The sequence below is a fragment of the Phytobacter sp. V69 genome, from assembly GCF_965644215.1.
Taxonomy (GTDB): Bacteria; Pseudomonadota; Gammaproteobacteria; order Enterobacterales; family Enterobacteriaceae; genus Phytobacter.
In genome coordinates this window covers 1-25,826 of the sequence record NZ_CBFFRL010000031.1, presented here as the reverse complement: position 1 = coordinate 25,826, position 25,826 = coordinate 1, and the positions used below count along the sequence as shown (strand labels likewise).

The following is a 25,826-nucleotide window of genomic DNA, read 5'->3' as shown; positions in this document are numbered from 1 at the left end:
GCAATTTTCATCGCAATAATGGCTGGGAATGCCGCTTAAAAATGCATCCGCCATCGCGCCTGATAATACAAGGCCAGGCGCATAAAATGCAAACTTGTCAGGGTTGACAGATAGTTATGTTTATCAATATAATGAACGCAGATTATACGTCCCGTCTTCGGTACCAAATCCCAGCATTATTTGCAAATCTTCTGCTAATCGAGTAGAATTTGCCACGTTTCAGGCGCGGGGTGGAGCAGCTTGGTAGCTCGTCGGGCTCATAACCCGAAGGTCGTCGGTTCAAATCCGGCCCCCGCAACCACTTTCCCTAAGTGTTCTTTTTCAAATATACTATGAAGACTTTACGCCTTCGTCGCTGGATTTGAAAAAAATACTCCCGGAAGGTTCTCCAGGCCGCAGTTGCGGCTATAGGGTTCAGTTATTTAAAGCCCCGATTTATCGGGGTTTTTTGTTATCTGACTACGGAATAACTGGGCTTTATGCCCTTTTTTTATGTCTTGGGGGTGGGCTTGTCCACATTAGAGCAAAAATTAACAGAGATGATCACAGCACCGGTTGAAGCACTGGGCTACGAGCTGGTTGGTATTGAATTTGTGCGTGGTCGCACATCTACACTGCGCATCTATATTGATAGTGAAGATGGCATCAATGTTGATGATTGTGCCGATGTCAGCCACCAGGTCAGTGCGGTGATGGACGTTGAAGATCCGATTACCGTTGCTTACAACCTGGAAGTGTCCTCACCAGGCCTTGATCGTCCCTTATTCTCAGCGGAACACTACGCACGTTTTACGGGCGAAGAGGTGACGCTGGTCTTGCGCATGGCGGTACAGAACCGTCGTAAATGGCAAGGCGTTATCAAAGGTGTCGATGGCGAGATGATCACCGTTACGGTCGAAGGTAAAGATGAAGTGTTCGCATTGAGCAACATTCAGAAAGCGAACCTGGTCCCCCACTTTTAACAGTCTGGATTGAGGTGAAAGGCCCCCGATGAATAAAGAAATTTTGGCTGTTGTTGAAGCTGTTTCTAACGAAAAAGCGCTGCCGCGTGAAAAAATCTTCGAAGCGCTGGAAAGTGCTCTGGCTACAGCAACCAAGAAAAAATACGAGCAAGAGATCGATGTTCGCGTAGAAATCGATCGTAAAAGCGGTGACTTCGATACTTTCCGTCGTTGGGTGATTGTTGAAGAAGTGACCCAGCCGACTAAAGAAATCACGCTGGAAGCTGCGCGTTACGAAGACGAAAGTCTCAATGTGGGCGGATACGTTGAAGATCAGATTGAATCTGTCACCTTTGACCGTATTACTACCCAGACGGCAAAACAGGTTATCGTGCAGAAAGTGCGCGAAGCTGAACGTGCGATGGTTGTTGACCAGTTCCGCGAGCATGAAGGCGAAATCATCACGGGTGTGGTGAAGAAAGTGAACCGCGACAACATCACGCTTGATCTGGGCAGCAATGCCGAAGCGGTCATTCTGCGTGAAGACATGCTGCCGCGTGAAAACTTCCGCCCGGGCGACCGTATTCGCGGCGTTCTCTACGCGGTACGTCCAGAAGCACGTGGTGCGCAGCTATTCGTGACGCGTTCCAAACCTGAGATGCTGATCGAACTGTTCCGCATTGAAGTGCCGGAAATCGGTGAAGAAGTTATCGAAATCAAAGCGGCGGCTCGCGATCCAGGTTCTCGTGCAAAAATTGCTGTAAAAACCAACGACAAACGTATCGACCCGGTTGGTGCGTGCGTCGGGATGCGTGGTGCGCGTGTTCAGGCGGTATCAACCGAGCTGGGCGGCGAGCGTATCGATATCGTCCTGTGGGATGATAACCCGGCGCAGTTCGTTATTAACGCCATGGCACCTGCTGATGTTGCTTCTATCGTTGTTGATGAAGACAAGCACACCATGGATATCGCCGTTGAAGCCGGAAACCTGGCTCAGGCGATTGGCCGTAATGGCCAGAACGTTCGTCTGGCTTCGCAGCTGAGCGGCTGGGAACTCAACGTGATGACCGTTGAAGACCTGCAGGCTAAGCATCAGGCAGAAGCCCATGCGGCGATCGACACCTTCACTCGCTACCTCGACATTGACGAAGATTTCGCCACTGTTCTGGTTGAAGAAGGTTTCTCTACGCTGGAAGAACTGGCATATGTGCCAATGAAAGAGCTGCTGGAAATCGACGGTCTGGATGAAGATACCGTTGAAGCCCTGCGTGAACGCGCGAAAAATGCCCTGACCACTCTGGCTCTGGCGCAGGAAGAAAGCATCGGTAATAAAGAACCAGCTGAAGACCTGCTGAATCTGGAAGGTTTGGACCGTGCGTTGGCGTTTAAACTGGCAGCCCGCGGTGTTTGTACGCTGGAAGATCTCGCCGACCAGGGCGTAGATGACCTGAGCGATATCGATGGTTTGACCGACGAGAAAGCCGGGGAGCTCATCATGGCCGCACGTAATATTTGCTGGTTTGGTGGCGAAGCGTAATAAACTGTAGCAGGAAGGAACAGCATGACAGATGTAACCGTAAAAACGCTGGCCGCTGAGATTCAGACTTCTGTGGACCGCCTGGTACAGCAATTCGCTGATGCAGGGATCCGCAAGTCGGCTGATGATTCAGTGACAGCACAAGAAAAGCAGACGTTGTTAGCGCATCTGAACCGTGAACACGGCTCAGCGCCTGACAAGCTGACGCTGCAGCGCAAGACGCGTAGCACATTAAACATTCAGGGTACCGGTGGGAAAAGTAAATCGGTACAGATCGAAGTCCGTAAAAAACGCACCTTTGTAAAACGCGATCCACAAGAGGCAGAACGTCTCGCAGCGGAAGAAGAGGCGCAGCGTGAAGCGGAAGAGAAGGCCCGTCGTGAGGCAGAGGAAGCTGCTAAGCGTGTAGCCGAGGAAAAAGCCAAACGTGATGCCGAAGAAAGAGCGAAGCGTGAAGCAGATGAAAAAGCCAAACGCGAATCTGCTGATAAGGCAAAACGTGAAGGTGCGGAAAATAGCAAAGTGAGCAACCAACAAACTGACGAAATGACCAGGACAGCCCAGGGTGAAAAAGCCCGTCGTGAAGCTGAAGCGCAAGATCTTAAGCGCAAAGCGGAAGAAGAGGCTCGTCGTAAGCTGGAAGAAAATGCGGTTCGCGTAGCTGAAGAGGCTCGTCGTATGGCTGAGGAAAACGAAAGCCGTTGGAATGCCAGCAGCGATAAAGAAGAAGAAAGCAGCGACTATCATGTCACTACATCTCAGCATGCTCGCCAGGCTGAAGATGACAGCGATCGTGAAGTTGAAGGCGGCCGCGGCCGTGGTCGCAACACGAAAGCGGCTCGTCCGGCTAAAAAAGGCAACAAGCACGCTGAGAGCAAAGCCGACCGTGAAGAAGCCCGTGCGGCTATTCGCGGTGGTAAAGGCGGCAAACAACGTAAAGGTTCTGCGCTGCAACAGAGCTTCCAGAAGCCTGCTCAAGCCGTTAACCGTGATGTTGTGATCGGTGAAACCCTGACCGTTGGCGAACTGGCTAACAAAATGGCAGTGAAAGGCTCTCAGGTCATCAAAGCGATGATGAAACTGGGCGCAATGGCCACCATCAACCAGGTTATCGATCAGGAAACCGCACAGCTTGTCGCCGAAGAAATGGGCCACAAAGTTATCCTCCGCCGTGAAAACGAGCTGGAAGAAGCGGTAATGAGCGACCGTGATACAGGTGCTGCGGCTGAACCGCGTGCGCCGGTCGTGACCATCATGGGTCACGTTGACCACGGTAAAACCTCTCTGCTGGACTACATTCGTTCAACGAAAGTGGCCTCTGGCGAAGCGGGTGGTATTACCCAGCATATCGGTGCTTACCACGTTGAAACTGACAACGGTATGATCACCTTCCTGGATACCCCGGGCCACGCCGCGTTTACCGCGATGCGTGCACGTGGTGCGCAGGCAACGGATATCGTGGTTCTGGTTGTGGCAGCAGACGATGGCGTGATGCCGCAGACAATCGAAGCTATCCAGCACGCGAAAGCGGCGCAGGTTCCGGTTGTTGTTGCAGTCAACAAAATCGATAAGCCAGAAGCGGATCCAGATCGCGTTAAAAATGAACTTTCCCAGTACGGCGTTATGCCGGAAGAGTGGGGCGGCGAAAGCCAATTCGTCCACGTATCTGCAAAAGCAGGTACCGGTATCGACGAACTGCTGGATGCTATCCTGCTGCAGGCAGAAGTTCTTGAGCTGAAAGCTATCCGTACCGGTATGGCGAGCGGTGTTGTGATCGAATCCTTCCTGGATAAAGGTCGTGGCCCTGTTGCTTCCGTTCTGGTTCGCGAAGGTACTCTGCACAAAGGCGACATCGTACTGTGTGGCTTCGAATATGGCCGCGTACGTGCGATGCGTGATGAACTCGGTCGTGAAGTGACCGAAGCGGGTCCGTCTATTCCGGTTGAAATCCTCGGTCTGTCCGGTGTTCCGGCTGCGGGTGATGAAGCGACTGTTGTACGTGACGAGAAGAAAGCACGTGAAGTTGCACTGTATCGTCAGGGCAAATTCCGTGAAGTCAAACTGGCACGTCAGCAGAAATCCAAACTGGAAAACATGTTCGCCAACATGACCGAAGGCGAAGTCCACGAAGTTAACGTCGTTCTGAAAGCGGACGTTCAGGGTTCTGTGGAAGCGATCTCCGATTCTCTGCTGAAACTGTCTACCGACGAAGTGAAAGTGAAGATCGTAGGTTCCGGTGTAGGTGGTATCACCGAGACCGACGCGACCCTGGCTACTGCTTCGAACGCCATTCTGGTTGGCTTTAACGTTCGTGCCGACGCCTCTGCGCGCCGCGTGATCGAAGCCGAAGGTCTGGATCTGCGTTACTACTCCGTCATCTATAACCTGATCGACGAAGTGAAAGCAGCGATGAGCGGCATGCTGTCTCCGGAGCTGAAACAGCAGATCATCGGTCTGGCAGAAGTGCGTGACGTGTTCAAATCACCGAAATTCGGTGCGATCGCGGGCTGTATGGTTACCGAAGGTCTCATCAAACGTCATAACCCAATCCGCGTACTGCGCGACAACGTTGTTATCTATGAAGGCGAGCTGGAATCCCTGCGCCGCTTCAAAGATGACGTTAACGAAGTCCGTAACGGCATGGAATGTGGTATCGGCGTGAAGAACTACAACGACGTTCGCGTTGGCGATATGATCGAAGTGTTCGAGATTATCGAGATCCAACGTACTATCGCATAATCTTAGTCGTCTTTCGGGCCGCCACTGCGTTGGCTTCGTGCGTTCGACCCGGTCACATAGTTATCTATGCTTCCGGGGACTTATGCTCTTGCTGCCTTGTTGCAACCCAAAATACTGAGAAGATGGTTTTGCGTAAGCCGGGTAAGCGAAGCGCCACCCGGCATGAATTTCAAAAGGGGCTTATAGCCCCTTTTTTGTCTGGAGAATTTATTATGGCGAAAGAATTTGGTCGCCCACAGCGTGTTGCCCAGGAGATGCAGAAAGAAATCGCTATCATCCTGCAACGCGAAATTAAAGATCCTCGTCTGGGCATGATGACCACCGTTTCTGGTGTGGAAATGTCCCGAGATCTGGCCTATGCCAAAGTGTTCGTTACCTTCCTGAACGACAAAGATGAAGCTGCTGTTAAAGCGGGCATCAAAGCGCTGCAGGAAGCATCTGGTTTCATCCGTACTCTGCTTGGCAAAGCAATGCGCCTGCGTATCGTGCCGGAACTGACCTTTTTCTACGACAACTCACTGGTGGAAGGGATGCGTATGTCTAACCTCGTCACCAGCGTGGTGAAACATGACGATGAACGTCGTGTGAACCCAACGGACGACAGCAAGGAGGACTGATGAGTCGTCCTCGTCGTCGCGGTCGCGATGTGCACGGAGTGCTGCTGCTGGATAAACCACAAGGTGCATCCAGCAATGATGTACTGCAAAAAGTTAAGCGTCTCTTTAATGCTAACCGCGCCGGTCATACCGGAGCGCTGGATCCGCTGGCAACGGGCATGCTGCCGGTTTGCCTGGGTGAGGCGACAAAGTTCTCCCAGTATCTGCTCGATTCTGACAAACGCTACCGCGTCATTGCGAAGCTGGGTCAGCGCACCGATACCTCGGATGCCGACGGTCAAATTGTCGAAGAGCGCCTGGTCAATTTTAGTGCCGGGCAGCTTGATGCCGCGCTGGAGACTTTTCGTGGTGATATCCAACAGATTCCCTCGATGTACTCCGCACTGAAATATCAGGGCAAAAAACTGTACGAGTACGCACGCCAGGGGATTGATGTTCCGCGTGAAGCCCGACCTATTACCGTCTATGAGCTTCTGTTCATTCGCCACGAAGGTGATGAGCTTGAGCTGGAAGTGCACTGCTCAAAAGGCACCTATATTCGTACGATTGTTGACGATCTGGGGGAGAAACTTGGCTGTGGTGCGCACGTGATTTATCTGCGTCGTCTGGCGGTGAGCAAATATCCCGCTAAGCGGATGGTCACGCTGGAACAACTGCATGAGCTTGTCGAGCAAGCGGAGAAACGGGACATTCCGGCTGCGCAATTGCTTGATCCGTTGTTAATGCCAATGGATAGCCCGGCAGCGGACTACCCAATCGTTAACCTTCCGCTGACCTCATCGGTCTACTTCCGCAACGGTAATCCGGTGAGTACCTCTGATGGGCCGAAGGAAGGTCTGGTGCGTGTCACCGAAGGTGACGAGGCAAAGTTTATCGGCATGGGCGAAATGGATGGTGAAGGGCGTGTTGCTCCGCGTCGCCTGGTGGTTGAGTACCCGCCAGCCTAAGCCTCATCTTGCGATAAACAGTCACTGCGAGTAGAATATCGCCGCTTAATGCCAGGTCAATTATTTAACAATATCTGGCATTGATTCCGGGGTTGCTGAATTAGAGATCGGCACCCTTTCATTTTTTTATCACTGGAGTACAAAATGTCTCTAAGCGTTGAAGCTAAAGCAAAAATCGTTTCTGAGTTCGGTCGTGGCGAAAACGACAGCGGTTCTACCGAAGTTCAGGTTGCACTGCTGACTGCACAGATCAACCACCTGCAGGGCCACTTTGCAGAGCACAAAAAAGATCACCACAGCCGTCGTGGTCTGCTGCGCATGGTTTCTCAGCGTCGTAAACTGCTCGACTACCTGAAACGTAAAGATGTTGCACGCTACACCGCGCTGATCGAGCGTCTGGGTCTGCGTCGCTAAGTCTTGCGAGTTTCAAGAAAGGGGCCGTAAGGCCCCTTTTTTCAACCAGACGGCAGCAATTAACAGTACAATAATGTATTGTTGCTATGAATGATCTTCGTTGCAGAGGTTCGCGCGGCTAATGAGAGGCTTTACCCACGAAAGCTGGGTTAGGGTTGTCATTAGTCGCGAGGATGCAGGAAGATCGGGTTTAAACGACAGCATTCCTGGAGTTTGCTGTCATTCATCAAGATTAAGAAAGGATAATATTTTGCTTAATCCGATCGTTCGTAAATTCCAGTACGGCCAGCACACCGTAACGCTGGAAACCGGCATGATGGCACGTCAGGCGACGGCAGCTGTTATGGTTAGCATGGATGACACCGCGGTATTCGTTACCGTTGTTGGTCAGAAAAAAGCTAAACCGGGTCAGGATTTCTTCCCGTTAACTGTTAACTATCAAGAGCGTACCTACGCTGCTGGTAAAATCCCGGGTGGCTTCTTCCGTCGTGAAGGTCGTCCAAGCGAAGGCGAAACCCTGATCGCGCGTCTGATTGACCGCCCGGTTCGTCCGCTGTTCCCGGAAGGCTTCGTTAACGAAGTTCAGGTTATCGCGACCGTGGTTTCCGTAAACCCGCAGGTTAACCCGGATATCGTTGCTATGATTGGTGCTTCCGCAGCACTGTCTCTGTCCGGTATTCCGTTCAATGGCCCGATTGGCGCAGCGCGCGTGGGTTACATTAACGATCAATACGTACTTAACCCGACCCAGGAAGAACTGAAATCCAGCAAACTGGATCTGGTTGTTGCGGGTACCGAAGGTGCGGTACTGATGGTTGAATCCGAAGCAGAACTGCTGAGTGAAGACCAGATGCTGGGCGCTGTGGTATTTGGCCACGACCAGCAGCAGGTTGTTATCCAGGCTATCAATGACTTGGTTAAAGAAGCAGGCAAACCGCGTTGGGACTGGCAGCCGGAAGCGGCAAACGACGCGCTGAATGCTCGCGTTGCTGCGCTGGCAGAATCTCGTCTGAGCGATGCTTACCGTGTGACTGACAAACAAGAGCGTTATGCTCTGGTTGACGTTATCAAATCTGAAACCGTTGCTACTCTGCTGGCGGAAGAAGAAACCCTGGACGCTGGCGAACTGGGCGACATCCTGCACGCAATCGAGAAAAACGTCGTTCGTAGCCGCGTACTGGCTGGTGAACCGCGTATCGACGGTCGTGAAAAAGACATGATCCGTGGTCTGGACGTTCGTACTGGCGTTCTGCCGCGTACTCACGGTTCTTCCCTGTTCACCCGTGGTGAAACTCAGGCGCTGGTGACGGCGACTCTGGGTACTGCACGTGATGCACAGAACATCGATGAACTGATGGGTGAGCGCACTGACAGCTTCCTGTTCCATTACAACTTCCCTCCGTACTCCGTAGGGGAAACCGGTATGGTCGGTTCGCCGAAGCGTCGTGAAATTGGTCACGGTCGTCTGGCGAAACGCGGCGTGCTGGCAGTAATGCCGGACGCTGACAAATTCCCGTACACCGTTCGTGTGGTTTCTGAAATCACCGAATCTAACGGTTCTTCTTCCATGGCTTCCGTGTGTGGTGCTTCTCTGGCACTGATGGATGCAGGCGTGCCGATCAAAGCCGCCGTTGCGGGTATCGCAATGGGTCTGGTGAAAGAAGGCGACAATTTTGTTGTTCTGTCTGACATTCTGGGCGATGAAGACCACCTGGGCGATATGGACTTCAAAGTGGCGGGCTCCCGCGACGGTATCTCTGCACTGCAGATGGATATCAAAATTGAAGGTATCACCAAAGAGATCATGCAGGTTGCGCTGAACCAGGCTAAAGGTGCGCGTCTGCACATCCTGGGCGTGATGGAACAGGCGATTAACGCGCCGCGCGGCGATATTTCTCAGTTCGCACCGCGTATCCACACCATTAAGATCAACCCGGACAAAATCAAAGACGTCATCGGTAAAGGTGGCTCTGTGATTCGTGCGCTGACCGAAGAGACCGGCACCACCATCGAAATCGAAGATGACGGCACCGTGAAAATCGCAGCGACCGACGGCGAGAAAGCGAAATTCGCTATTCGTCGTATCGAAGAGATCACTGCCGAAATCGAAGTAGGTCGTATCTACAACGGCAAAGTGACCCGCATCGTTGACTTCGGTGCGTTCGTTGCCATCGGCGGCGGTAAAGAAGGTCTGGTTCACATCTCTCAGATCGCTGATAAGCGCGTAGAGAAAGTGACTGACTATCTGCAGATGGGTCAGGAAGTACCGGTTAAAGTTCTGGAAGTTGACCGCCAGGGCCGTATCCGTCTGAGCATCAAAGAAGCCACTGAACAAACCCAGCCTGAAGCTGCGCCGGAAGCGCCGCAAACAGAGCAGGGCGAGTAAAATGGTGTTTGCCCTCCGCGAAAGCGGGGGGCTATTTATCTGGCAGGACGCCGTGTTTGCAGCCGGGGGACAGGACGTTCATCCAATTGTTGTCTTCGGGAGTGGGAAATGAAGCCTTTTTTGCGCTGGTGTTTCGTTGCGACAGCTTTAACGCTGGCAGGATGCAGCAACTCTGCCTGGCGTAAGAGCGAAGTCCTCGCAGTGCCACTGCAACCGACTTTGCAGCAAGAAGTGATTCTGGCGCGCATGGAACAAATTCTTGCCAGTCGGGCTTTATCCGATGATGAACGCGCACAGCTTTTATATGAGCGCGGAGTATTGTATGATAGCCTCGGTTTGAGAGCACTGGCGCGAAATGATTTTTCACAAGCGCTGGCTATCCGACCAGATATGCCTGAAGTATTCAATTACTTAGGCATTTATTTAACGCAGGCAGGCAATTTTGATGCTGCCTATGAAGCGTTTGATTCTGTACTTGAGCTTGATCCAACTTACAACTACGCGCACCTGAACCGCGGTATCGCATTGTATTACGGCGGTCGCAGTAAGTTAGCGCAAGATGATCTGCTGGCGTTTTATCAAGACGATCCCAATGACCCTTTCCGGAGTCTGTGGCTTTATATTGTTGAGCGGAAGCTCGATGAGAAGCAGGCTAAAGAAGCGCTGAAACAACGCTTCGAAAAATCGGGTAAAGAGCAATGGGGATGGAACATTGTCGAGTTCTACCTTGGCGATATTAGCGAACAAGAGCTAATGAACCGCCTGAAGGCAGACGCAACGGATAACACCTCGCTCGCTGAGCATCTCAGTGAAACCAACTTCTATTTAGGTAAGTACTACCTAAGTCTGGGGGAAAAGGACAGCGCTGCGGCACTGTTCAAATTAGCGGTGGCTAACAACGTTCACAATTTTGTTGAGCACCGTTATGCATTGTTGGAATTAGCGCTCTTGGGCCAGGAGCAAGACGACCTGGCAGAATCGGACCAGCAATAGCTGACGTACACATCAGCCCGTAATCATTTTTTTGATTGCCATCACCTTCGCGGGTGAGGGCGTTGTTGTTCGTTAATACACCTACTTTGAGCCGGTTCACACTTTTCAATGAAAATTGCAGATCAATTTCATGATGAGTTATGTAGACTGGCCGCCATTAATTCTGAGGCACACGTACTACATGGCTGAATTCGAAACCACTTTTGCAGATCTGGGCCTGAAGGCTCCTATCCTTGAAGCCCTTAACGATCTGGGTTACGAAAAACCATCTCCAATCCAGGCAGAGTGCATTCCGCATCTGCTGGGCGGTCGCGACGTTCTGGGTATGGCCCAGACCGGTAGCGGCAAAACCGCAGCGTTCTCTTTACCGCTGCTGAACAATCTTGATCCTGAGCTAAAAGCACCGCAAATCCTGGTGCTGGCACCGACCCGCGAACTGGCGGTACAGGTTGCTGAGGCGATGACAGATTTCTCTAAACACATGCGTGGCGTGAACGTGGTTGCCCTGTACGGCGGCCAGCGTTATGACGTGCAGTTACGCGCCCTGCGTCAAGGGCCGCAGATTGTTGTTGGTACCCCGGGTCGTCTGCTGGACCACCTGAAACGAGGTACCCTGGCTCTCTCTAAACTGAGCGGTCTGGTGCTGGATGAAGCTGACGAAATGCTGCGTATGGGCTTCATCGAAGACGTTGAAACCATTATGGCGGAGATCCCGGACGGTCATCAGACCGCACTGTTCTCTGCAACCATGCCGGAAGCGATTCGCCGCATTACCCGCCGCTTTATGAAAGAGCCGCAGGAAGTGCGCATTCAGTCCAGCGTGACTACACGCCCGGACATCAGCCAGAGCTACTGGACTGTGTACGGCATGCGTAAAAACGAAGCGCTGGTGCGTTTCCTGGAAGCAGAAGATTTTGATGCGGCGATTATCTTCGTTCGTACCAAAAACGCGACCCTGGAAGTGGCAGAAGCGCTGGAACGTAGCGGCTATAACAGCGCTGCGCTGAACGGCGACATGAACCAGGCCCTGCGTGAGCAGACTCTGGAGCGTCTGAAAGACGGTCGTCTGGATATCCTGATTGCAACCGACGTGGCAGCACGTGGTCTGGACGTTGAACGTATCAGCCTGGTTGTTAACTATGACATCCCGATGGACTCCGAATCTTACGTTCACCGTATCGGCCGTACCGGTCGTGCGGGTCGTGCTGGCCGCGCGCTGCTGTTCGTTGAGAACCGCGAACGTCGCCTGCTGCGTAATATCGAACGCACCATGAAGCTGACTATTCCGGAAGTGGAACTGCCGAATGCAGAACTGCTGGGCAAACGCCGTCTGGAGAAATTTGCTGCTAAAGTTCAGCAGCAGTTGGAAAGCAGCGATCTGGATCAGTACCGTGCACTGCTGGCGAAAATCCAGCCGTCTGCTGAAGGTGAAGAGCTGGATCTCGAAACGCTGGCCGCTGCTCTGCTGAAAATGGCGCAGGGTGAACGTACTCTGATCGTTCCGCCAGATGCGCCGATGCGCCCACGTCGCGAATTTAAAGAGCGCGATGATCGTTTCGAACGTCGTGGCGATCGTAATGATCGCGGCCCGCGTGGCGACCGTCCTGAGCGTGGTGGTGAAGACCGTCCGCGTCGTGAACGTCGTGATGCTGGCGAGATGGAACTGTACCGCATTGAAGTGGGCCGTGATGATGGTGTTGAAGTTCGTCATATCGTTGGCGCGATCGCTAACGAAGGCGACATCAGCAGCCGTTACATCGGTAACATCAAGCTGTTCGGTACCCACTCCACTATCGAACTGCCGAAAGGCATGCCGGGCGAAGTACTGCAGCACTTTACTCGCACCCGCATCCTGAACAAGCCGATGAACATGCAGCTGCTGGGCGATGCACAGCCGCGTCCTGAGCGTCGTGGTAACGGTGGTGAGCGTCGCGAAGGTGGCCGTAACTTCGGTGGTGGCGAACGTCGTGAAGGCGGTCGTGGCGAAGGTCGTAACTTCAGTGGTGAACGTCGCGCTCCGCGCCGTGACCGTGAAGAAGGCACCAGCCGTCGTCGTTTCGGTGACGCATAATCGCGCAGTAAGCCAGTTTTACACTTCGTAAAGTAATTGATACAACCCCGGTGCAAAACATCGGGGTTTCTTTTATCTGTTATGTACTCTTGTACTGGTACAATGCTGCGGTATTTTACCTTACTGGAGAAGAAAGCATGGCAACACTGACAACCACACAAGCAACCCCTTCGTTGCTTGCTGGTGTGGTGATTATTGGCGGAACGGTGATTGGTGCGGGGATGTTTTCACTGCCGGTGGTCATGTCAGGCGCGTGGTTCTTCTGGTCGATAGCGGCCCTAGTGTTCACCTGGTTTTGTATGCTGCACTCCGGGCTGATGATCCTGGAAGCTAACCTCAATTACCGCATCGGTGCCAGCTTCGATACGATCACCAAAGATTTGCTGGGTAACGGCTGGAATGTGATCAACGGCCTCTCCATCGCTTTTGTGCTCTATATCCTGACCTACGCCTATATTTCGGCGAGCGGCTCCATTCTGCACCATACCTTTTCTGAGCTGTCGCTAAACGTCCCGCCTCGTATTGCTGGCCTTGGGTTTGCGCTGCTGGTCGCGTTTATTGTCTGGTTGTCTACCCGCGCGGTAAGCCGGATGACGGCGATCGTACTGGGGGCGAAGGTCATCACCTTCTTCCTCACCTTCGGTAGCTTGCTGGGACACGTTCAGCCAGCGACATTATTCAACGTGGCGGAAAGTCACGCCTCGTACACGCCGTATTTGCTGATGACCCTGCCGTTCTGCCTGGCATCGTTTGGCTACCACGGTAACGTGCCCAGCCTGATGAAGTTCTACGGTAAAGATCCGCGCACGATCGTGAAGTGTCTGGTGTATGGCACGCTGCTGGCGCTGGGCCTGTATATGGTGTGGCTGCTCGGTACGATGGGGAATATCCCCCGTCCGGAGTTTATCGGCATTGCGCAGAAGGGCGGCAATATTGATGTGCTGGTGCAGGCGTTAAGCGGCATGCTGAACAGCCGCAGTCTGGATCTGCTACTGGTGGTGTTCTCTAACTTCGCGGTGGCGAGTTCCTTCCTCGGGGTGACACTCGGTCTGTTCGACTATCTGGCGGATCTGTTTGGTTTTGATGATTCGGCATTGGGGCGCTTTAAGACGGCGCTGCTGACGTTTTTGCCGCCAATTGTTGGTGGTTTGCTGTGGCCGAACGGTTTCCTCTATGCGATTGGCTATGCGGGGCTGGCGGCGACCATCTGGGCGGCGATTGTGCCGGCTTTACTGGCTAACGCATCACGTAAACGCTTTGGCAGTCCGCGTTTTCGCGTCTGGGGTGGCAAGCCGATGATTGCGCTGATTCTGCTGTTCGGCGTCGGAAATGCGCTGGTGCATGTGCTGTCGAGTTTTGATCTGTTGCCGGTTTACCGTTAGTTTTGCTAAGCCGGGCTACGGGATGGGTAGCCCGGATAAAGCGCATCGCGCTGCATCCGGGAAATACACTAACCCAACAGTTCTTCTTTCACCTGCATCGCCAAGTCAAACGAATACAGACGTGCCTGGTGATCGAAGATTTGACCGTTAACCATAATCTCATCGGCCTGGGTTTCACGCAGCACAGACTCCAGCCCGTGACGCACTTTCGCTTTGTCCCCTACCAGCGACATCCCCAGCGCCTGCTGTACACCGTACTGCTCTGACGGCGACCAGAACTGATCCATATTCTGGATCGGCGGTGGCAGCTGACCGGTTTCCCCGCGACGCAGCTTCACAAACGCCTGCTGCATGGAGGTAAACAGGAACTCCGCATCACGGTTACTGTCTGCCGCAACGATGTTGATACACGCCATGGCATACGGTTTTTCCAGCCGCGCGGACGGCTTGAACTGGGTGCGATAAAGTTGTAACGCCTGGAACAGCATATCCGGGGCAAAGTGCGAGGCAAACGCAAACGGCAGGCCAAGCTGTGCCGCCAGTTGGGCGCTGTACAGACTGGAACCTAACAGCCATACCGGGATTTTCTCGCCATAGCCTGGCACCGGGCGTACGTGCGGATTTGGGTCATTGGCATCAAACCAGTCCACCAGTTCGGCCACGTCGCGCGGAAAATTATCAATATCACCGCTCATATGGCGGCGCAGCGCGCGCATGGTCGGCTGATCGCTACCCGGTGCGCGTCCAATACCCAGATCGATACGGCCCGGATAGAGCGTATTGAGCGTGCCGAACTGTTCGGCAATCACCAACGGGGCATGGTTTGGCAGCATGACGCCGCCAGAACCCAAATGCAGTTTGTTGGTATTGGCCGCCAGATAACCAATCAGGACGGAAGTCGCCGCGCTGGCGATGCCGACCATATTGTGGTGCTCAGCCAGCCAGTAGCGGTGATATCCGCGCTGTTCAGCCAGTTTGGCGAGATCGAGGGAATGGGCGAAGGCCTCTTTGGCAGAAGCGCCCTGTGGGATCGGCGCAAGATCCAGCACCGAGAAAGCAATAGTTTTGTCAGTCATAAAGGCTCACTTTGCACAGCATAGTCATCAGATTGAAGGTCTTCTTCCAGCCTGGCGCATCGAGGATGCGTCGGCCAGAAAAGCTGCATCTTTAATAGTGCATTAAAATCTGATTACCGTTGTTAACAAAGTGAGCGGTTTCTCAGGCCTGTAATTCCAGACCCGGCAGGCGTCGCCAGTAGCCATTACAGTCGCTGTTTGCCTTAAGCGGCAACGGCGCGTGCCCGTTTTCATTGGCGCGGAAGGCGTCGAGCATGGCAAAGGTATCGTCACCCATTGGCGACAGACGCACCAAATCGACAATCCCCGCCATCGACTTAAGCTCATTGCCGAGATTGTAAACGTAGCCGCTCATGGTCTGAATACCATTTAATACAAACACCTGCTGGTTTTCCTGTGACAGCATGCTGCGCCCGTTCGGATATTTAATGCAGCAGGTTTCACACTCATCTTTGGGCTTGTCTTCCGAGCGTGCGGTAAAGCAGCGGGCAGACCAGGCGAGCGGCAGATGCCCGTAGCTCAGCACTTCCACTTCAAACTGGTCGCGGATACCCAAATCGGAACATTGATTCAGCAAATTGATAAGCCAGTCGCGGGAAAGCTCAACCGGCATGCACCAGCGCGTCATCCCCTGTTTGAGCAGCAGACGCAGCGTCACCGCGTTGTAGCAGTTCAGCGCGTGCCCGGCAACGAAAGGCAGTTTGCGGTCGGCGCACAGATTTACCACGCCGAGATCGCTGGCTTCCAGCAGGAAATCGCCGTTATCGACATAGCGTTTGAGCTCGTTGAGCTCGGACGGGGCCTGCACCAGCGCGAGGGTCGAGAGCACGACCTGTTTGCCACTGTCGGCAAGTTGCTTTGCCATATCCAGCCAGTCGCCGACTTTAGTCGCACGGCGCTTGCTGCAAACCGCTTCGCCCAGGTAAATCACATCCGCGCTGCTGGTGGCGGCCTGCTGGTAAAACGCCTCTAACGTCTCTTTTGACCAGTAGTAGAGCACTGGCCCGAGTGAATATTTCATCGTATTTCCTACTGCCATTTGCGATGGTAAGCGCCAAGCGTGGTTTGCGTGCCTTCCGACATTGCACCCAGCGTGTTCATCCAGGCGGACTGCGGCACGAAGTTCTGCGGATCGGCGATGCAGCGGTCAATGGCCTGTCGCCAGACTTTGGCTACCTGGCTCACATAGGCCGGGCTGCGTTGGCGGCCTTCGATTTTCACCGAGGCAATATTGGCGGCCAGCAGTTCCGGCAGCAGTTCCAGCGTGTTCAGGCTGGTGGGTTCTTCCAGTGCGTGATACCGCTCGCCATCGACAATGTAGCGGCCTTTGCACAACGTCGGATAACCAGCGTTTTCGCCATCCTGGTAACGGTCGATCAGCACTCCATTGAGGCGAGATTCCAGCCCCTGCGGCGTTTGCTGCCAGCGCACAAAACGCGCCGGGGAGCAGGCACCCACGGTATTCGGCGACTCGCCCGTCAGGTAAGAGGAGAGGTAGCAGCGGCCTTCCGCCATGATACACAGGCTGCCAAAGGCGAACACTTCCAGCGGCACAGGCGTGGCGCGGGCGAGCTGTTTAACCTGATGAATCGACAACACGCGCGGCAGGACAACGCGGGCAACGTCAAAATGGCGATGATAGAAGCGGATGGCCTCTTCATTGGTTGCCGATGCCTGAACAGAAACGTGGCGTTCGATATGAGGATAGCGCTCTGCTGCATACTCCAGCATGGCCAGATCCGCGAGGATCAGCGCGTCCGCACCGATTTGCGCAGCCATATCCACCGCTCTTTCCCAGCGCTGATAGCCGTCAGGATGCGCGAAGGTGTTAATGGCGATATGCAGTTTGCGTCGGTGCTGATGCACAAAGCTCACCGCTTCCTGCAATTTCTTTTCCGTAAAATTGAGACCAGCAAAATGGCGGGCGTTGGTGTCATCTTTCAGGCCGATATAGACGGCGTCGGCACCGTTTTCGATGGCCGCTTTGAGTGCCGGGAGATTTCCGGCAGGGCAGAGCAACTCCATAATTTATCCTGCAATCAGGGGCTGTATTGGCCCTGGCAACCCACAGGGGGTGCTAAATTGTTAATGAACTGGGATTTTAGTTAACCTGGTTGCGACAATTTTTGATTTGAGGCAGTTAATTGTGTATTGGTGACATCAATAATCGACGCATTCTTCTTACGTAATTGTTGATTTACGCCGCCATGTCGTTTATCTGATATGGCAAAATAGAAGGAATTTTCATTTCAGGGAGTAAAGCTCGTGTTGGAAAAACTGCGCTCACGTCTCGTTCACGTTGGCCCGTCCTTGTTGAGCGTGCAGGTTAAGCTGACGCCTTTTGCCATTAAACGGCAGGTTCTGGAGCAGGTCTTATGCTGGCAGTTCCAGCAGGCGCTGGCAGACGGGGAGCTCGAGTTTCTTGAAGGCCGCTGGTTAAGTATCCAGGTTCGCGATATTGGCCTGACGTGGTATACCTCGGTTGAAAATTCACGACTAATCGTGCGTGAGTCCGCTACGGCTGATGTCAGTTTCAGCGCGGATGCCAGCGATCTGCTGATGATCGCCGCACGCAAACAGGATCCGGATACGCTGTTCTTCCGGCGCCGACTGGTCATTGAAGGCGACACGGAGCTTGGGCTGTATGTGAAGAACCTGATGGACGCCATTGAACTGGAGCAGATGCCAAAAGCACTTCGTGTCATGCTGCTACAACTGGCGGATTTTGTTGAAGCCGGCCTGCAAGCGCCGACATCAACGCCACAACCTTCTGTAGGTGAACCATGCTGATTCGAGTAGAAATTGGGATTGATGCACCGGGAATCGACGCGTTATTGCGCCGCACTTTTGCGGACGAGCGTGAAGCGACCCTGGTACATGACCTGCGCGAAGACGGCTTAATCACGCTTGGGCTCGTCGCGACGGACGACGAAGGGCAGGTCATTGGTTATGTCGCCTTCAGTCCGGTTGACGTGCAGGGCGAGGATTTGCAGTGGGTCGCTCTTGCGCCGCTGGCGGTAGACGAAGCCTGGCGTAACCAGGGCTTTGCCCGTCAGTTGGTCTACGAAGGACTGGATTCGCTCAATGAATTTGGCTATGCCGCAGTGGTCACACTCGGCGATCCTGTGTTCTACGGCCATTTAGGCTTTGAGCCTGCGGCGAAGTACAATCTGCGCTGCCGCTGGCCGGGCACCGAAAGCGCGTTCCAGCTTCACCCGCTGGCAGAGGACGCCTTAAGTAGCGTGCAAGGGCTGGTGGAATACCACGAGCACTTTAATCGCTTTTAACCGGCTACGGTCCAACGCTTTCTAACAGCGCTTCAAATACGCCATCTCCGGCGACGAGGCGCTCCTTCTGGCGCTTCGTCAGTTGCTTAATGCGATATTCCATACGCAGCGCCAGCGAGCGCTCTCCTACCGGTGCGGAAAACGCCAGTGTCAGTTCGCCCTTTCCCCGTAATGCTTTTGCTCCCTTGCCGCTCTGATGTTGCACAAAGCGACGTGCCACATCGGTGGTGATGCCGGTATAAAGGCTGTTGTCCGACGTGCGGACGAGATAAAGAAACCAGAGCGTCATAACGTTATTCATTGTGCTAATGTGAAAGAAAAATAACACGAGGATGAAGAGAAATGGAAACTCTTGCGGCCATTAGTCGCTGGCTGGCGAAGCAGCATGTTGTGACCTGGTGTGTGGCCAACAGAGGGGAACTGTGGTGTGCGAATGCGTTCTATATCTATGATCCGCAGAAGGTCGCGTTTTATCTTTTAAGTGACGATCATACGCGCCACGCGCAGATGACCGGCTTACAGGCGAACATTGCTGGCACGGTAAATGGGCAACCGAAAACCGTCGCGCTAATTCGCGGCGTGCAATTTACCGGAGAGATACGCCGCCTTGACGAGGCAGAAAGCGCCGGGCCGCGTGCGCAGTACAATCGACGCTTTCCTGTCGCCCGCGTGCTATCTGCGCCGATGTGGGAAATTCGCCTCACCGAACTGAAATTCACCGACAACACGCTGGGCTTTGGCAAAAAGCTTCACTGGATCCGTGATTCAGGCACCCAGCAGCCCCAGGAGAAGACATGAGTCGGGTATTAATGACCGGGGCGACAGGACTGGTTGGCGGTATTTTGCTGCAGATGCTGGCAAAAGACCCTCGCGTCAGTGCTATTGCCGCCCCCACGCGTCGGCCATTATAGGATATTCTTGGCGTATTCAATCCCCATGACCCGCAGTTATCCGATGCGCTTTCCATGGTGACGGAACCTGTCGATACCGTGTTCTGCTGCCTTGGGACTACGCGGCGCGAGGCGGGCAGTAAAGAAGCCTTTGTGCATGCCGATTACACGCTGGTGGTTGATACAGCGCTAACCGGGCTGCGCCTTGGGGCGCGGCACATGCTGGTGGTCAGCGCGATGGGCGCCAATGCGCGTTCGCCGTTTTTCTATAACCGGGTGAAAGGTGAAATGGAAAATGCGCTGATTGAGCAAGGGTGGGGGCGGCTGACCATCGCACGTCCGTCGATGCTGCTGGGCGATCGCCAGAAGCCGCGTTTTAACGAGTCGCTGTTTGCACCTCTGTTTCGCATCATGCCGGGGAACTGGAAGTCTATCGAGGCACGGGATGTGGCCAGTGCAATGCTGAAAGCGGCATTTTCCCCGTCTTCGGAGCGTGTAGAGATCCTTACCTCCGCCCGGCTGCGCAAGATGGCGGGTGATTAATCATTTTCAAATAAATAGCCCAGGCGTACTATTCGCCGGGTAACTCATTCTGCATTTATCCCCCGGAGAATGGTATGACTGGTCAGTCTTCATCTCGGGCGGCAACACCTGTGCAATGGTGGAAACCCGCTCTCTTTTTTCTCGTCGTGCTCGTCGGTCTTTGGTATGTAAAGTGGCAGCCTTATTACGGCAAAGCTTTCACCGCCGCTGAAACTCACAGTATTGGTAAATCGATTCTTGCTCAGGCCGATGCCAGCCCATTCCAGGCGGCTCTTGACTACGCCATGGTCTACTTTCTCGCAGTCTGGAAAGCGGCGGTGCTGGGTGTCTTACTTGGTTCGTTGATTCAGGTACTTATTCCGCGTAACTGGCTGATTCGTACCCTTGGGCAAAAACGCCTGAGCGGGACACTGTTTGGCACGCTGTTCTCCCTGCCGGGCATGATGTGTTCCTGTTGTGCCGCGCCCGTAGCGGCGGGAATGCGTCGTCAGCAGGTGTCGATGGGCGGTGCGCTGGCATTCTGGATGGGCAATCCGCTGCTTAACCCGGCAACGCTGGTCTTTATGGGTTTTGTGCTGGGCTGGCATTTTGTCGCCATACGGCTTATTGCCGGGCTGGTTATTGTTATTGGCGTGGCGACGCTGGTGCAGTATCTGGTGAAGGATGACATTCAGCAGACGGCACCGGTTGATCTTTCTCTGCCGGAACCGGAAGGGCATTTTCTAGCCCGTTGGGGAAAGGCGCTTTGGGCACTGTTCTGGAGCACGATCCCGGTTTATATCCTGGCCGTGCTGGTGCTTGGCGCCGCACGCGTCTGGCTGTTCCCGAATGCGGATGGTGCGATTGATAATTCGCTGATGTGGGTGATTGCGATGGCGATAGTCGGTTGCCTGTTTGTGATCCCTACGGCGGCGGAGATTCCGATTGTGCAGACGATGATGCTTGCGGGTATGGGTGTCGCTCCGGCAATGGCGCTGCTGATGACTCTTCCGGCGGTCAGCCTACCGTCGTTGATTATGCTGCACAAATCCTTCCCGGCTAAAGCACTGTGGCTCACGGGCGGGCTGGTGGCGTTAGGTGGGGTGATTACGGGAACACTGGTATTGCTATAGCGTCTTCTCCCCGGATGCGGCTTTGCCTTATCCAGGCTACCGTGACCGTGTGATGCTATGTTTATGTCGCCCCGGTAAGCGCACTGCGCCACCGGGGAGAAGCATTGACGCTATTTAATCATCGTAAAGGCGGTGGTGACGTGTTTCACACCGCTGACGCGGCTTGCAATATCCGCAGCGGCTTTACCTTCTCGATCGGTCACCAGACCCATCAGGAAGACCTCGCTGTTTTCGGTAGTCACTTTCACATTCGATGACTTCACTTCATCGGTGCCCAACAACTGGGTACGCACCTTAGAGGTGATCCAGGTGTCGCTGGCGGCGGTGCCCATGCCAATCGGCTGGCCCTGGCGAATCTCGTTATAGACTTCCGTCGCGCCGTCTACGCCCATCGCGATTTGCTTAGCACGGGATGAGAGCTCCGTCGTTGGCGACTGACCGACCAGCAAGACTTTCCCCTGATACGCCGTGACATTTATGCGAGCCTGTTTTTTAAGCTGTTCATCTTTAGACAGCGCGCTGTTAACGCGCAGTTCAAGCGTACTGTCATCGACCTGGGTGCCGACCGTACGGGGATCGGTTGCCGCTTTAGTACCGACAGCAGCTGAACCGACCACCACTGCGCCAACACAACCCTGTAGCAGCAGCGCGGAAATAAGGACTGCGAGGGGCGTAAATGCCTTCATGTGTACTCCTTAATCATCCTGGTGAGGGAAAAGCGTGTTATCTATCAGATCGCATAAACAGTTTACCGTCAGCATATGCATTTCCTGAATGCGTGCGCTGCGGTGGGAAGGAATACGTATTTCGACATCCTGCGGCCCTAACAACCCGGCCAGTTCACCACCGTCATACCCGGTAAGCGCCACAATACTCATGTCGCGCGTTACCGCGGCTTCAACGGCTTTGACAATATCGCGGCTGTTCCCACGGGTGGAAATCGCCAGCAATATATCGCCTGCGTGTCCGAGTGCCCGCACCTGCTTGGCATAGATTTCGTCATGCAGGCGATCGTTTGCGATTGCCGTTAAGACCACATTATCGGTATTAAGTGCAATGGCGGGTAAACTCGGGCGTTCCGTTTCAAAACGGTTAATCATACTGGCAGCAAAATGCTGTGCATTGGCGGCGGAGGTCCCATTGCCACAGCAGAGGATTTTGTTGCCATTAAGCAGGGAGTGGACCATGGTCATGGCCGCGCGTGAAATTGCGTCTGGCAGCGCTTCTGCCGCCGCAATCTGGGTTTGAATGCTTTCGGTAAAGCAAACTTTAATTCTATCGAGCACGGTGATCCCTATCATTCAGTCATCATGAGTGGTCGTTAAAGGCGTTTTGTATCCACTCAACCTCATTTCCGGTGAAGGCTACCACATCGAACCGGCAATCCACAGTATCAAAACTTCCATTGTGCCGGGCAAGCCACAAACGGGCAGCATGCAGTAACTTACGTTGCTTGGCGGAGGTGACGCTGGCGGCTGCGCCGCCGAAAAGCGACGACTTGCGATAGCGTACTTCCACAAACACCGTTGTCGACTTGTCCTTCATTATCAAGTCTATCTCACCGCCGCGTTCACGCACATTTGCGGCAAGAAAGCGCATTCCCTTGCGCTCCAGCCAGCGACGCGCCTGTAACTCCCACGCGTCTCCGGCCTGTTTACGGGTCAACTGGCGGGGACGATCTGCCCCTGCTGGTATTTGAGCCATGATAACTTCCTGTTAATCACGCATTCCTGAGTAGCGGTCAAATCACCGGTATTGCCGTTAATTTCAAACCCTGGCACCTGACGCATTTGCGAGAAGTGGTTCGCCAGCGTCCAGGCATCAGCGCCCATCGCGTACAGGCGTGCCAGCGAGTAGTCGTTGTTGGTGTGGAGCAGCGCCTGCTGCATCAGCGCCGGGTTACTGCCTGCAAGCATCGGGATTTCACTGAACTGCAAGCCTTCCATCTCCAGACGGAAGTCCGGCCCTGTGCCGCCCTGGGCGCTACGGGAGCTGGCATACAGAACGATACCGCTCTGGCTGCCGGTACGCATGGCAATCATCGGTTTAATCAGCGCGATTTCATCCTGTGTCGCGACGATATATACCGCATCGATGTTGCCGCCGCCGGTGATCTGCGCGTCGGTTGGCGGTGCAGGAATGTTCAACCCGCCAATGGTCACGCCCTGTTGCTGCGGCAGGCTGGCCGTTACCGGGCTACCCGTCATCGCAATACCAGAACCGCTGTTAATGCCCATACGCAATTCTGCCGTGGAGCCGAATTTCTGTTGCAGCACAATGCTGCCACCCAGTTTCTGCCACTCCTGGGCGAAAGCGGTCGCCACGCGGTCGCCAAGCGAGCTACGCGGCAACAGCATCAGCGGCGTATGACGGCCTTGCTCATGAATATGACGCGCCGCATCGCGGGCTTCATCTTCCGGGGATAGCGCGAAGTAACAGATATTCGGGCGGTTTTCGACTTTCTCTGGCTGGTTCAGTGCCAGCACATTCAGAGGCGTCTGGCTGCGCATCAGCTCTTCAACGTTGTTTTTCAGCAGTGGGCCGACGACGATGCTCGCGCCATCTTTCTGAACCTGGCTCAGCACCTGATCAAGCGGCTGTGCGCTGGTATCGTAGACTTTCAGCACGGCATTGGGGTTGGCCGGGGTGCTGGCAACTGCAGGGGCATTCACCGGTTGCCCGGCAGGCGCCGCCGGATCGGTTTGGTTCGCCGGTGTCTGGGTTGTCTGGTCCGTAGATGTGGTTTGCTGCGTCTGGTCTGCCGGCGCCGTGACCGGTGCGGTAGCCGCTAGCGCTGACTGCGGGGTGGTCAGGTCGCTGACACTGGTTTGCGAAGGACTGACGACTTCCGCCGTGGTTGCCATGGTCGCAGCCTGCGCAACCTGGGCCGGTACTGCCGGGCCAGAGACGGTGGAGGTGCCGTTTTTCGCCGCTTCGAAGCCCTGCTGGATAGCGCGGCTAAAGACGGCCGCCTGGCCATTTAACGGCAGCAGCAGCGCGATTTGATCGGCTGACGCCGGGCGGAAGTTCTGCACGTTCGCCAGCTGGCTCGGTAACAGGACCGCGCCAGGATTTTGCGGAAAGCGTCTCTGCCAGTCCGCAATACCGGCTTTCAGCATGTTCGGGTCGTTGCGGTTATCAGACCACACGCGTTGTAAATCCAGCCAGCCTTGCAGCGCCGCTTCATCCTGAGCTGGCTGAATGGTTTTGGCCTGATCCGGCGTCATGGAAGAGAGTGCCTGCCAGGTGGCATCAATATTCTTTTGTTTATCCGGGGCGGCGGTGAGTAGCGGTTGCTGTGCGATAAGGGCGCGAAGCAGAGTCGGCGACGGTTTGTTCTGGCTGGCGGTAATCACATCTTGCCAGTAACGCGCCTGCTGGTTCTGATTAAACCCTTTCGGATCGATGTTCACCAGCAGTGCCTGCGCACCCGCGTAATCCTGCTGTGTCAGCTTGAGTTCAGCGGCCAGCAGGGCCTGCTCAACGCGCTGTTCGTCATTCAACTGCTGGGGCAATTGGGCCAACAGCTCACTCGCCTGCTGGGTTCGACCTTCTTTCAACAGTGCACGAATGGCGAGTAATTGCCAGTTGGTCTTGCTATCATCTGAGCTTTGCTGCATCTGGTGCAGATAGAAACCCGAATCAGCCTGAGCGTTGCCTTCAAGGTGCCCGGTGCTTTGATCGACCGACCGCGTGCCGCAGCCGACGAACAGCAGAGCGGCTAGCACGACAGGCAGGCAGCGCATGGCTTTTGAACGTAGAAATGTTGACGGTAGCATTCTGTATCCAGTGATATTTTTTACGCAATGCTCAATATTAAATCGGCAATACGGATAGAACAATGAAACAACACGAATCTGCGGACAATTCTCAAGGCCAGCTCTACATTGTCCCTACGCCTATCGGCAATTTGGGTGATATTACTCAGCGTGCGCTCGCCGTATTGCATGATGTCGATCTTATCGCCGCCGAGGACACGCGCCACACGGGGCTGCTGCTTTCCCATTTTGCCATTAATGCCCGTCTGTTTGCCCTGCATGACCATAACGAGCAACAAAAGGCCGACACGCTGGTGGCAAAGCTGAAAGAAGGGCAAAACATCGCGCTGGTGTCTGATGCCGGCACACCGCTGATTAACGACCCTGGCTACCACCTTGTACGCACCTGCCGTGAAGCGGGCATTCGGGTCGTCCCGCTGCCGGGCCCATGTGCCGCAATAGCAGCATTAAGCGCGGCGGGTTTACCGTCCGATCGTTTTTGTTACGAAGGGTTTCTGCCCGCCAAATCGAAAGGACGTCGCGACACCTTAAAATCCCTGGAGACAGAGCCGCGGACGCTGATTTTTTATGAATCAACCCATCGCCTGCTGGAAAGCCTGGAAGACGTCGTCGCCGTGCTGGGTGAAGCGCGTTACGTGGTGCTGGCCCGTGAGCTGACCAAAACCTGGGAGTCGATTTATGGCGCGCCGGTTGGGGATCTGCTGGCGTGGGTGAAAGAGGATGAGAATCGCCGCAAGGGTGAGATGGTGCTGATCGTTGAAGGCCATAAAGCGCAGGAAGATGCCTTACCTGCCGATGCGCTGCGTACGCTGGCACTGCTGCAGGCCGAACTTCCCCTGAAAAAAGCCGCCGCGCTGGCTGCAGAAATCCACGGTGTGAAGAAAAACGCGCTCTATAAATATGCGCTGGAACAGCAGAACGACGAGTAATTCCCCTGCCTGGGTATAACGGGTTATATTCAGGCACCGTCTATTTTTTAATGTGCGCCATAATTACACTCTTAATGAGATGAAAAGCTTCGTTCTCATTGTCTTTGGAAGGTGCGATTTAATCGGTGGGGTTCAGTGGAGTCCTTAGCTGTATTAGCCTTACCTTAGCTGAGCTGTATTATC

General features: G+C 54.3%; 24 protein-coding genes, 1 tRNA gene and 1 pseudogene. 18 read left to right on the top strand and 8 right to left on the bottom strand.

The window, feature by feature from the left end; translation table 11 throughout:
* Window positions 1-224: 224 nt before the first annotated feature.
* The 12 genes from ACSZPU_RS06605 to mtr all read left to right on the top strand — a co-directional run bounded on the left by ACSZPU_RS06605 (window position 225) and on the right by mtr (window position 14,027).
* Window positions 225-301: transfer RNA gene (locus tag ACSZPU_RS06605), tRNA-Met, on the top strand.
* Window positions 302-509: 208 nt separating this feature from the next.
* Window positions 510-962 carry a ribosome maturation factor RimP gene (gene rimP / locus ACSZPU_RS06600; protein WP_498996757.1) on the top strand — a complete coding sequence of 151 codons (453 nt, stop codon included), beginning with the start codon at window positions 510-512 and terminating at the stop codon, window positions 960-962.
* Window positions 963-990: 28 nt separating this feature from the next.
* Window positions 991-2,478 carry a transcription termination factor NusA gene (gene nusA, locus ACSZPU_RS06595; RefSeq protein WP_498996756.1) on the top strand — a complete coding sequence of 496 codons (1,488 nt, stop codon included), beginning with the start codon at window positions 991-993 and terminating at the stop codon, window positions 2,476-2,478.
* A 24-nt stretch (window positions 2,479-2,502) separates the two neighbouring features.
* On the top strand, window positions 2,503-5,217 hold the full coding sequence (gene infB, locus ACSZPU_RS06590; protein WP_498996754.1) for a translation initiation factor IF-2: 2,715 nt from the start codon (window positions 2,503-2,505) through the stop codon (window positions 5,215-5,217).
* 212 nt (window positions 5,218-5,429) lie between these two features.
* A complete protein-coding gene (gene rbfA / locus ACSZPU_RS06585; protein WP_498996752.1) occupies window positions 5,430-5,834 on the top strand; it encodes a 30S ribosome-binding factor RbfA in 405 nt (134 codons plus the stop codon).
* Entirely contained in the window at window positions 5,834-6,781 is a 948-nt protein-coding gene (gene truB, locus ACSZPU_RS06580; protein ID WP_498996750.1) for a tRNA pseudouridine(55) synthase TruB, read from the top strand. Before rbfA ends, truB begins: the two co-directional genes overlap by 1 nt.
* 144 nt (window positions 6,782-6,925) lie before the next feature.
* Window positions 6,926-7,195 carry a 30S ribosomal protein S15 gene (rpsO, locus tag ACSZPU_RS06575; RefSeq protein WP_004385056.1) on the top strand — a complete coding sequence of 90 codons (270 nt, stop codon included), beginning with the start codon at window positions 6,926-6,928 and terminating at the stop codon, window positions 7,193-7,195.
* A gap of 250 nt (window positions 7,196-7,445) precedes the next feature.
* Window positions 7,446-9,581 (top strand): polyribonucleotide nucleotidyltransferase, encoded by a 2,136-nt coding sequence (pnp, locus tag ACSZPU_RS06570; protein ID WP_498996746.1) that lies wholly within the window; start codon window positions 7,446-7,448, stop codon window positions 9,579-9,581.
* Window positions 9,582-9,689: 108 nt separating this feature from the next.
* Window positions 9,690-10,574 (top strand): lipoprotein NlpI, encoded by an 885-nt coding sequence (gene nlpI, locus ACSZPU_RS06565; protein WP_498996743.1) that lies wholly within the window; start codon window positions 9,690-9,692, stop codon window positions 10,572-10,574.
* A 108-nt stretch (window positions 10,575-10,682) separates the two neighbouring features.
* Window positions 10,683-10,763 (top strand): protein YrbN, encoded by an 81-nt coding sequence (yrbN, locus tag ACSZPU_RS06560; protein ID WP_424702989.1) that lies wholly within the window; start codon window positions 10,683-10,685, stop codon window positions 10,761-10,763.
* Window positions 10,756-12,645 carry a DEAD/DEAH family ATP-dependent RNA helicase gene (locus ACSZPU_RS06555; protein ID WP_498996741.1) on the top strand — a complete coding sequence of 630 codons (1,890 nt, stop codon included), beginning with the start codon at window positions 10,756-10,758 and terminating at the stop codon, window positions 12,643-12,645. The genes yrbN and ACSZPU_RS06555 overlap by 8 nt, the downstream gene beginning before the upstream one ends.
* 137 nt (window positions 12,646-12,782) lie before the next feature.
* On the top strand, window positions 12,783-14,027 hold the full coding sequence (mtr, locus tag ACSZPU_RS06550) for a tryptophan permease (RefSeq protein ID WP_498996739.1): 1,245 nt from the start codon (window positions 12,783-12,785) through the stop codon (window positions 14,025-14,027).
* 68 nt (window positions 14,028-14,095) lie between these two features.
* Here the strand turns inward: mtr and ACSZPU_RS06545 are convergent, their stop codons facing one another.
* The 3 genes from ACSZPU_RS06545 to ubiU all read right to left on the bottom strand — a co-directional run bounded on the left by ACSZPU_RS06545 (window position 14,096) and on the right by ubiU (window position 17,128).
* Window positions 14,096-15,103, bottom strand: coding sequence for a luciferase-like monooxygenase (locus ACSZPU_RS06545; RefSeq protein WP_498996737.1), 1,008 nt, complete (start codon window positions 15,101-15,103; stop codon window positions 14,096-14,098).
* A 142-nt stretch (window positions 15,104-15,245) separates the two neighbouring features.
* Window positions 15,246-16,124: a U32 family peptidase gene (locus ACSZPU_RS06540; RefSeq protein ID WP_498996735.1), complete on the bottom strand. Its 879-nt coding sequence runs from the start codon at window positions 16,122-16,124 to the stop codon at window positions 15,246-15,248.
* Window positions 16,125-16,132: 8 nt separating this feature from the next.
* Window positions 16,133-17,128, bottom strand: a complete 996-nt coding sequence (ubiU, locus tag ACSZPU_RS06535; protein WP_498996733.1) for a ubiquinone anaerobic biosynthesis protein UbiU — start codon at window positions 17,126-17,128, stop codon at window positions 16,133-16,135.
* A 240-nt stretch (window positions 17,129-17,368) separates the two neighbouring features.
* On the opposite strand from ubiU, the gene ubiT reads away from it, so the two are divergent.
* Complete coding sequence (ubiT, locus tag ACSZPU_RS06530; protein ID WP_498996731.1) at window positions 17,369-17,893, top strand: ubiquinone anaerobic biosynthesis accessory factor UbiT; 525 nt, start codon at window positions 17,369-17,371, stop codon at window positions 17,891-17,893.
* Entirely contained in the window at window positions 17,887-18,390 is a 504-nt protein-coding gene (locus tag ACSZPU_RS06525) for a GNAT family N-acetyltransferase (RefSeq protein ID WP_498996728.1), read from the top strand. Before ubiT ends, ACSZPU_RS06525 begins: the two co-directional genes overlap by 7 nt.
* A gap of 4 nt (window positions 18,391-18,394) precedes the next feature.
* On the opposite strand, the gene ACSZPU_RS06520 is transcribed toward ACSZPU_RS06525, so the two are convergent.
* Window positions 18,395-18,679 carry a GIY-YIG nuclease family protein gene (locus ACSZPU_RS06520; RefSeq protein WP_498996726.1) on the bottom strand — a complete coding sequence of 95 codons (285 nt, stop codon included), beginning with the start codon at window positions 18,677-18,679 and terminating at the stop codon, window positions 18,395-18,397.
* A 53-nt stretch (window positions 18,680-18,732) separates the two neighbouring features.
* Here ACSZPU_RS06520 and ACSZPU_RS06515 point away from each other — a divergent pair, with 53 nt between their 5' ends.
* From ACSZPU_RS06515 to ACSZPU_RS06505, 3 genes and pseudogenes are all read left to right on the top strand, one after another.
* A complete protein-coding gene (locus ACSZPU_RS06515; RefSeq protein ID WP_498996723.1) occupies window positions 18,733-19,188 on the top strand; it encodes a YhbP family protein in 456 nt (151 codons plus the stop codon).
* A pseudogene (locus tag ACSZPU_RS06510) lies at window positions 19,185-19,823 on the top strand (Rossmann-fold NAD(P)-binding domain-containing protein). The gene ACSZPU_RS06515 and the pseudogene ACSZPU_RS06510 overlap by 4 nt, the downstream one beginning before the upstream one ends.
* A gap of 74 nt (window positions 19,824-19,897) precedes the next feature.
* Entirely contained in the window at window positions 19,898-20,935 is a 1,038-nt protein-coding gene (locus ACSZPU_RS06505; protein WP_498996719.1) for a permease, read from the top strand.
* 110 nt (window positions 20,936-21,045) lie between these two features.
* On the opposite strand, the gene dolP is transcribed toward ACSZPU_RS06505, so the two are convergent.
* Genes dolP through ACSZPU_RS06485 form a run of 4 tightly spaced genes read right to left on the bottom strand, consistent with a single transcriptional unit; the run spans window position 21,046 to window position 24,714 of the window.
* Window positions 21,046-21,621 carry a division/outer membrane stress-associated lipid-binding lipoprotein gene (gene dolP, locus ACSZPU_RS06500; protein ID WP_498996718.1) on the bottom strand — a complete coding sequence of 192 codons (576 nt, stop codon included), beginning with the start codon at window positions 21,619-21,621 and terminating at the stop codon, window positions 21,046-21,048.
* 9 nt (window positions 21,622-21,630) lie between these two features.
* Complete coding sequence (diaA, locus tag ACSZPU_RS06495; protein WP_039077495.1) at window positions 21,631-22,221, bottom strand: DnaA initiator-associating protein DiaA; 591 nt, start codon at window positions 22,219-22,221, stop codon at window positions 21,631-21,633.
* 22 nt (window positions 22,222-22,243) lie between these two features.
* The gene (locus ACSZPU_RS06490; RefSeq protein ID WP_498996715.1) at window positions 22,244-22,639 is read right to left on the bottom strand and encodes a YraN family protein; all 396 of its coding nucleotides are present in this window, start codon (window positions 22,637-22,639) and stop codon (window positions 22,244-22,246) included.
* Window positions 22,597-24,714 (bottom strand): penicillin-binding protein activator, encoded by a 2,118-nt coding sequence (locus ACSZPU_RS06485; protein WP_498996714.1) that lies wholly within the window; start codon window positions 24,712-24,714, stop codon window positions 22,597-22,599. Before ACSZPU_RS06485 ends, ACSZPU_RS06490 begins: the two co-directional genes overlap by 43 nt.
* A gap of 62 nt (window positions 24,715-24,776) precedes the next feature.
* Here ACSZPU_RS06485 and rsmI point away from each other — a divergent pair, with 62 nt between their 5' ends.
* On the top strand, window positions 24,777-25,643 hold the full coding sequence (rsmI, locus tag ACSZPU_RS06480; protein WP_498996711.1) for a 16S rRNA (cytidine(1402)-2'-O)-methyltransferase: 867 nt from the start codon (window positions 24,777-24,779) through the stop codon (window positions 25,641-25,643).
* The last annotated feature ends 183 nt before the right edge of the window (window positions 25,644-25,826 follow it).

What these genes read in the sequence shown, in the direction of transcription:
- nusA (WP_498996756.1), top strand. Translation starts at nt 991, where the DNA reads ATGAATAAAGAAATTTTGGCTGTTGTTGAAGCTGTTTCTAACGAAAAA.
- infB (WP_498996754.1), top strand. Translation starts at nt 2,503, where the DNA reads ATGACAGATGTAACCGTAAAAACGCTGGCCGCTGAGATTCAGACTTCT.
- rbfA (WP_498996752.1), top strand. Translation starts at nt 5,430, where the DNA reads ATGGCGAAAGAATTTGGTCGCCCACAGCGTGTTGCCCAGGAGATGCAG.
- truB (WP_498996750.1), top strand. Translation starts at nt 5,834, where the DNA reads ATGAGTCGTCCTCGTCGTCGCGGTCGCGATGTGCACGGAGTGCTGCTG.
- rpsO (WP_004385056.1), top strand. Translation starts at nt 6,926, where the DNA reads ATGTCTCTAAGCGTTGAAGCTAAAGCAAAAATCGTTTCTGAGTTCGGT.
- nlpI (WP_498996743.1), top strand. Translation starts at nt 9,690, where the DNA reads ATGAAGCCTTTTTTGCGCTGGTGTTTCGTTGCGACAGCTTTAACGCTG.
- yrbN (WP_424702989.1), top strand. Translation starts at nt 10,683, where the DNA reads ATGAAAATTGCAGATCAATTTCATGATGAGTTATGTAGACTGGCCGCC.
- ACSZPU_RS06555 (WP_498996741.1), top strand. Translation starts at nt 10,756, where the DNA reads ATGGCTGAATTCGAAACCACTTTTGCAGATCTGGGCCTGAAGGCTCCT.
- mtr (WP_498996739.1), top strand. Translation starts at nt 12,783, where the DNA reads ATGGCAACACTGACAACCACACAAGCAACCCCTTCGTTGCTTGCTGGT.
- ACSZPU_RS06545 (WP_498996737.1), bottom strand. Translation starts at nt 15,103, where the DNA reads ATGACTGACAAAACTATTGCTTTCTCGGTGCTGGATCTTGCGCCGATC.
- ACSZPU_RS06540 (WP_498996735.1), bottom strand. Translation starts at nt 16,124, where the DNA reads ATGAAATATTCACTCGGGCCAGTGCTCTACTACTGGTCAAAAGAGACG.
- ubiU (WP_498996733.1), bottom strand. Translation starts at nt 17,128, where the DNA reads ATGGAGTTGCTCTGCCCTGCCGGAAATCTCCCGGCACTCAAAGCGGCC.
- ACSZPU_RS06525 (WP_498996728.1), top strand. Translation starts at nt 17,887, where the DNA reads ATGCTGATTCGAGTAGAAATTGGGATTGATGCACCGGGAATCGACGCG.
- ACSZPU_RS06520 (WP_498996726.1), bottom strand. Translation starts at nt 18,679, where the DNA reads ATGACGCTCTGGTTTCTTTATCTCGTCCGCACGTCGGACAACAGCCTT.
- ACSZPU_RS06515 (WP_498996723.1), top strand. Translation starts at nt 18,733, where the DNA reads ATGGAAACTCTTGCGGCCATTAGTCGCTGGCTGGCGAAGCAGCATGTT.
- ACSZPU_RS06505 (WP_498996719.1), top strand. Translation starts at nt 19,898, where the DNA reads ATGACTGGTCAGTCTTCATCTCGGGCGGCAACACCTGTGCAATGGTGG.
- dolP (WP_498996718.1), bottom strand. Translation starts at nt 21,621, where the DNA reads ATGAAGGCATTTACGCCCCTCGCAGTCCTTATTTCCGCGCTGCTGCTA.
- ACSZPU_RS06490 (WP_498996715.1), bottom strand. Translation starts at nt 22,639, where the DNA reads ATGGCTCAAATACCAGCAGGGGCAGATCGTCCCCGCCAGTTGACCCGT.
- ACSZPU_RS06485 (WP_498996714.1), bottom strand. Translation starts at nt 24,714, where the DNA reads ATGCTACCGTCAACATTTCTACGTTCAAAAGCCATGCGCTGCCTGCCT.
- rsmI (WP_498996711.1), top strand. Translation starts at nt 24,777, where the DNA reads ATGAAACAACACGAATCTGCGGACAATTCTCAAGGCCAGCTCTACATT.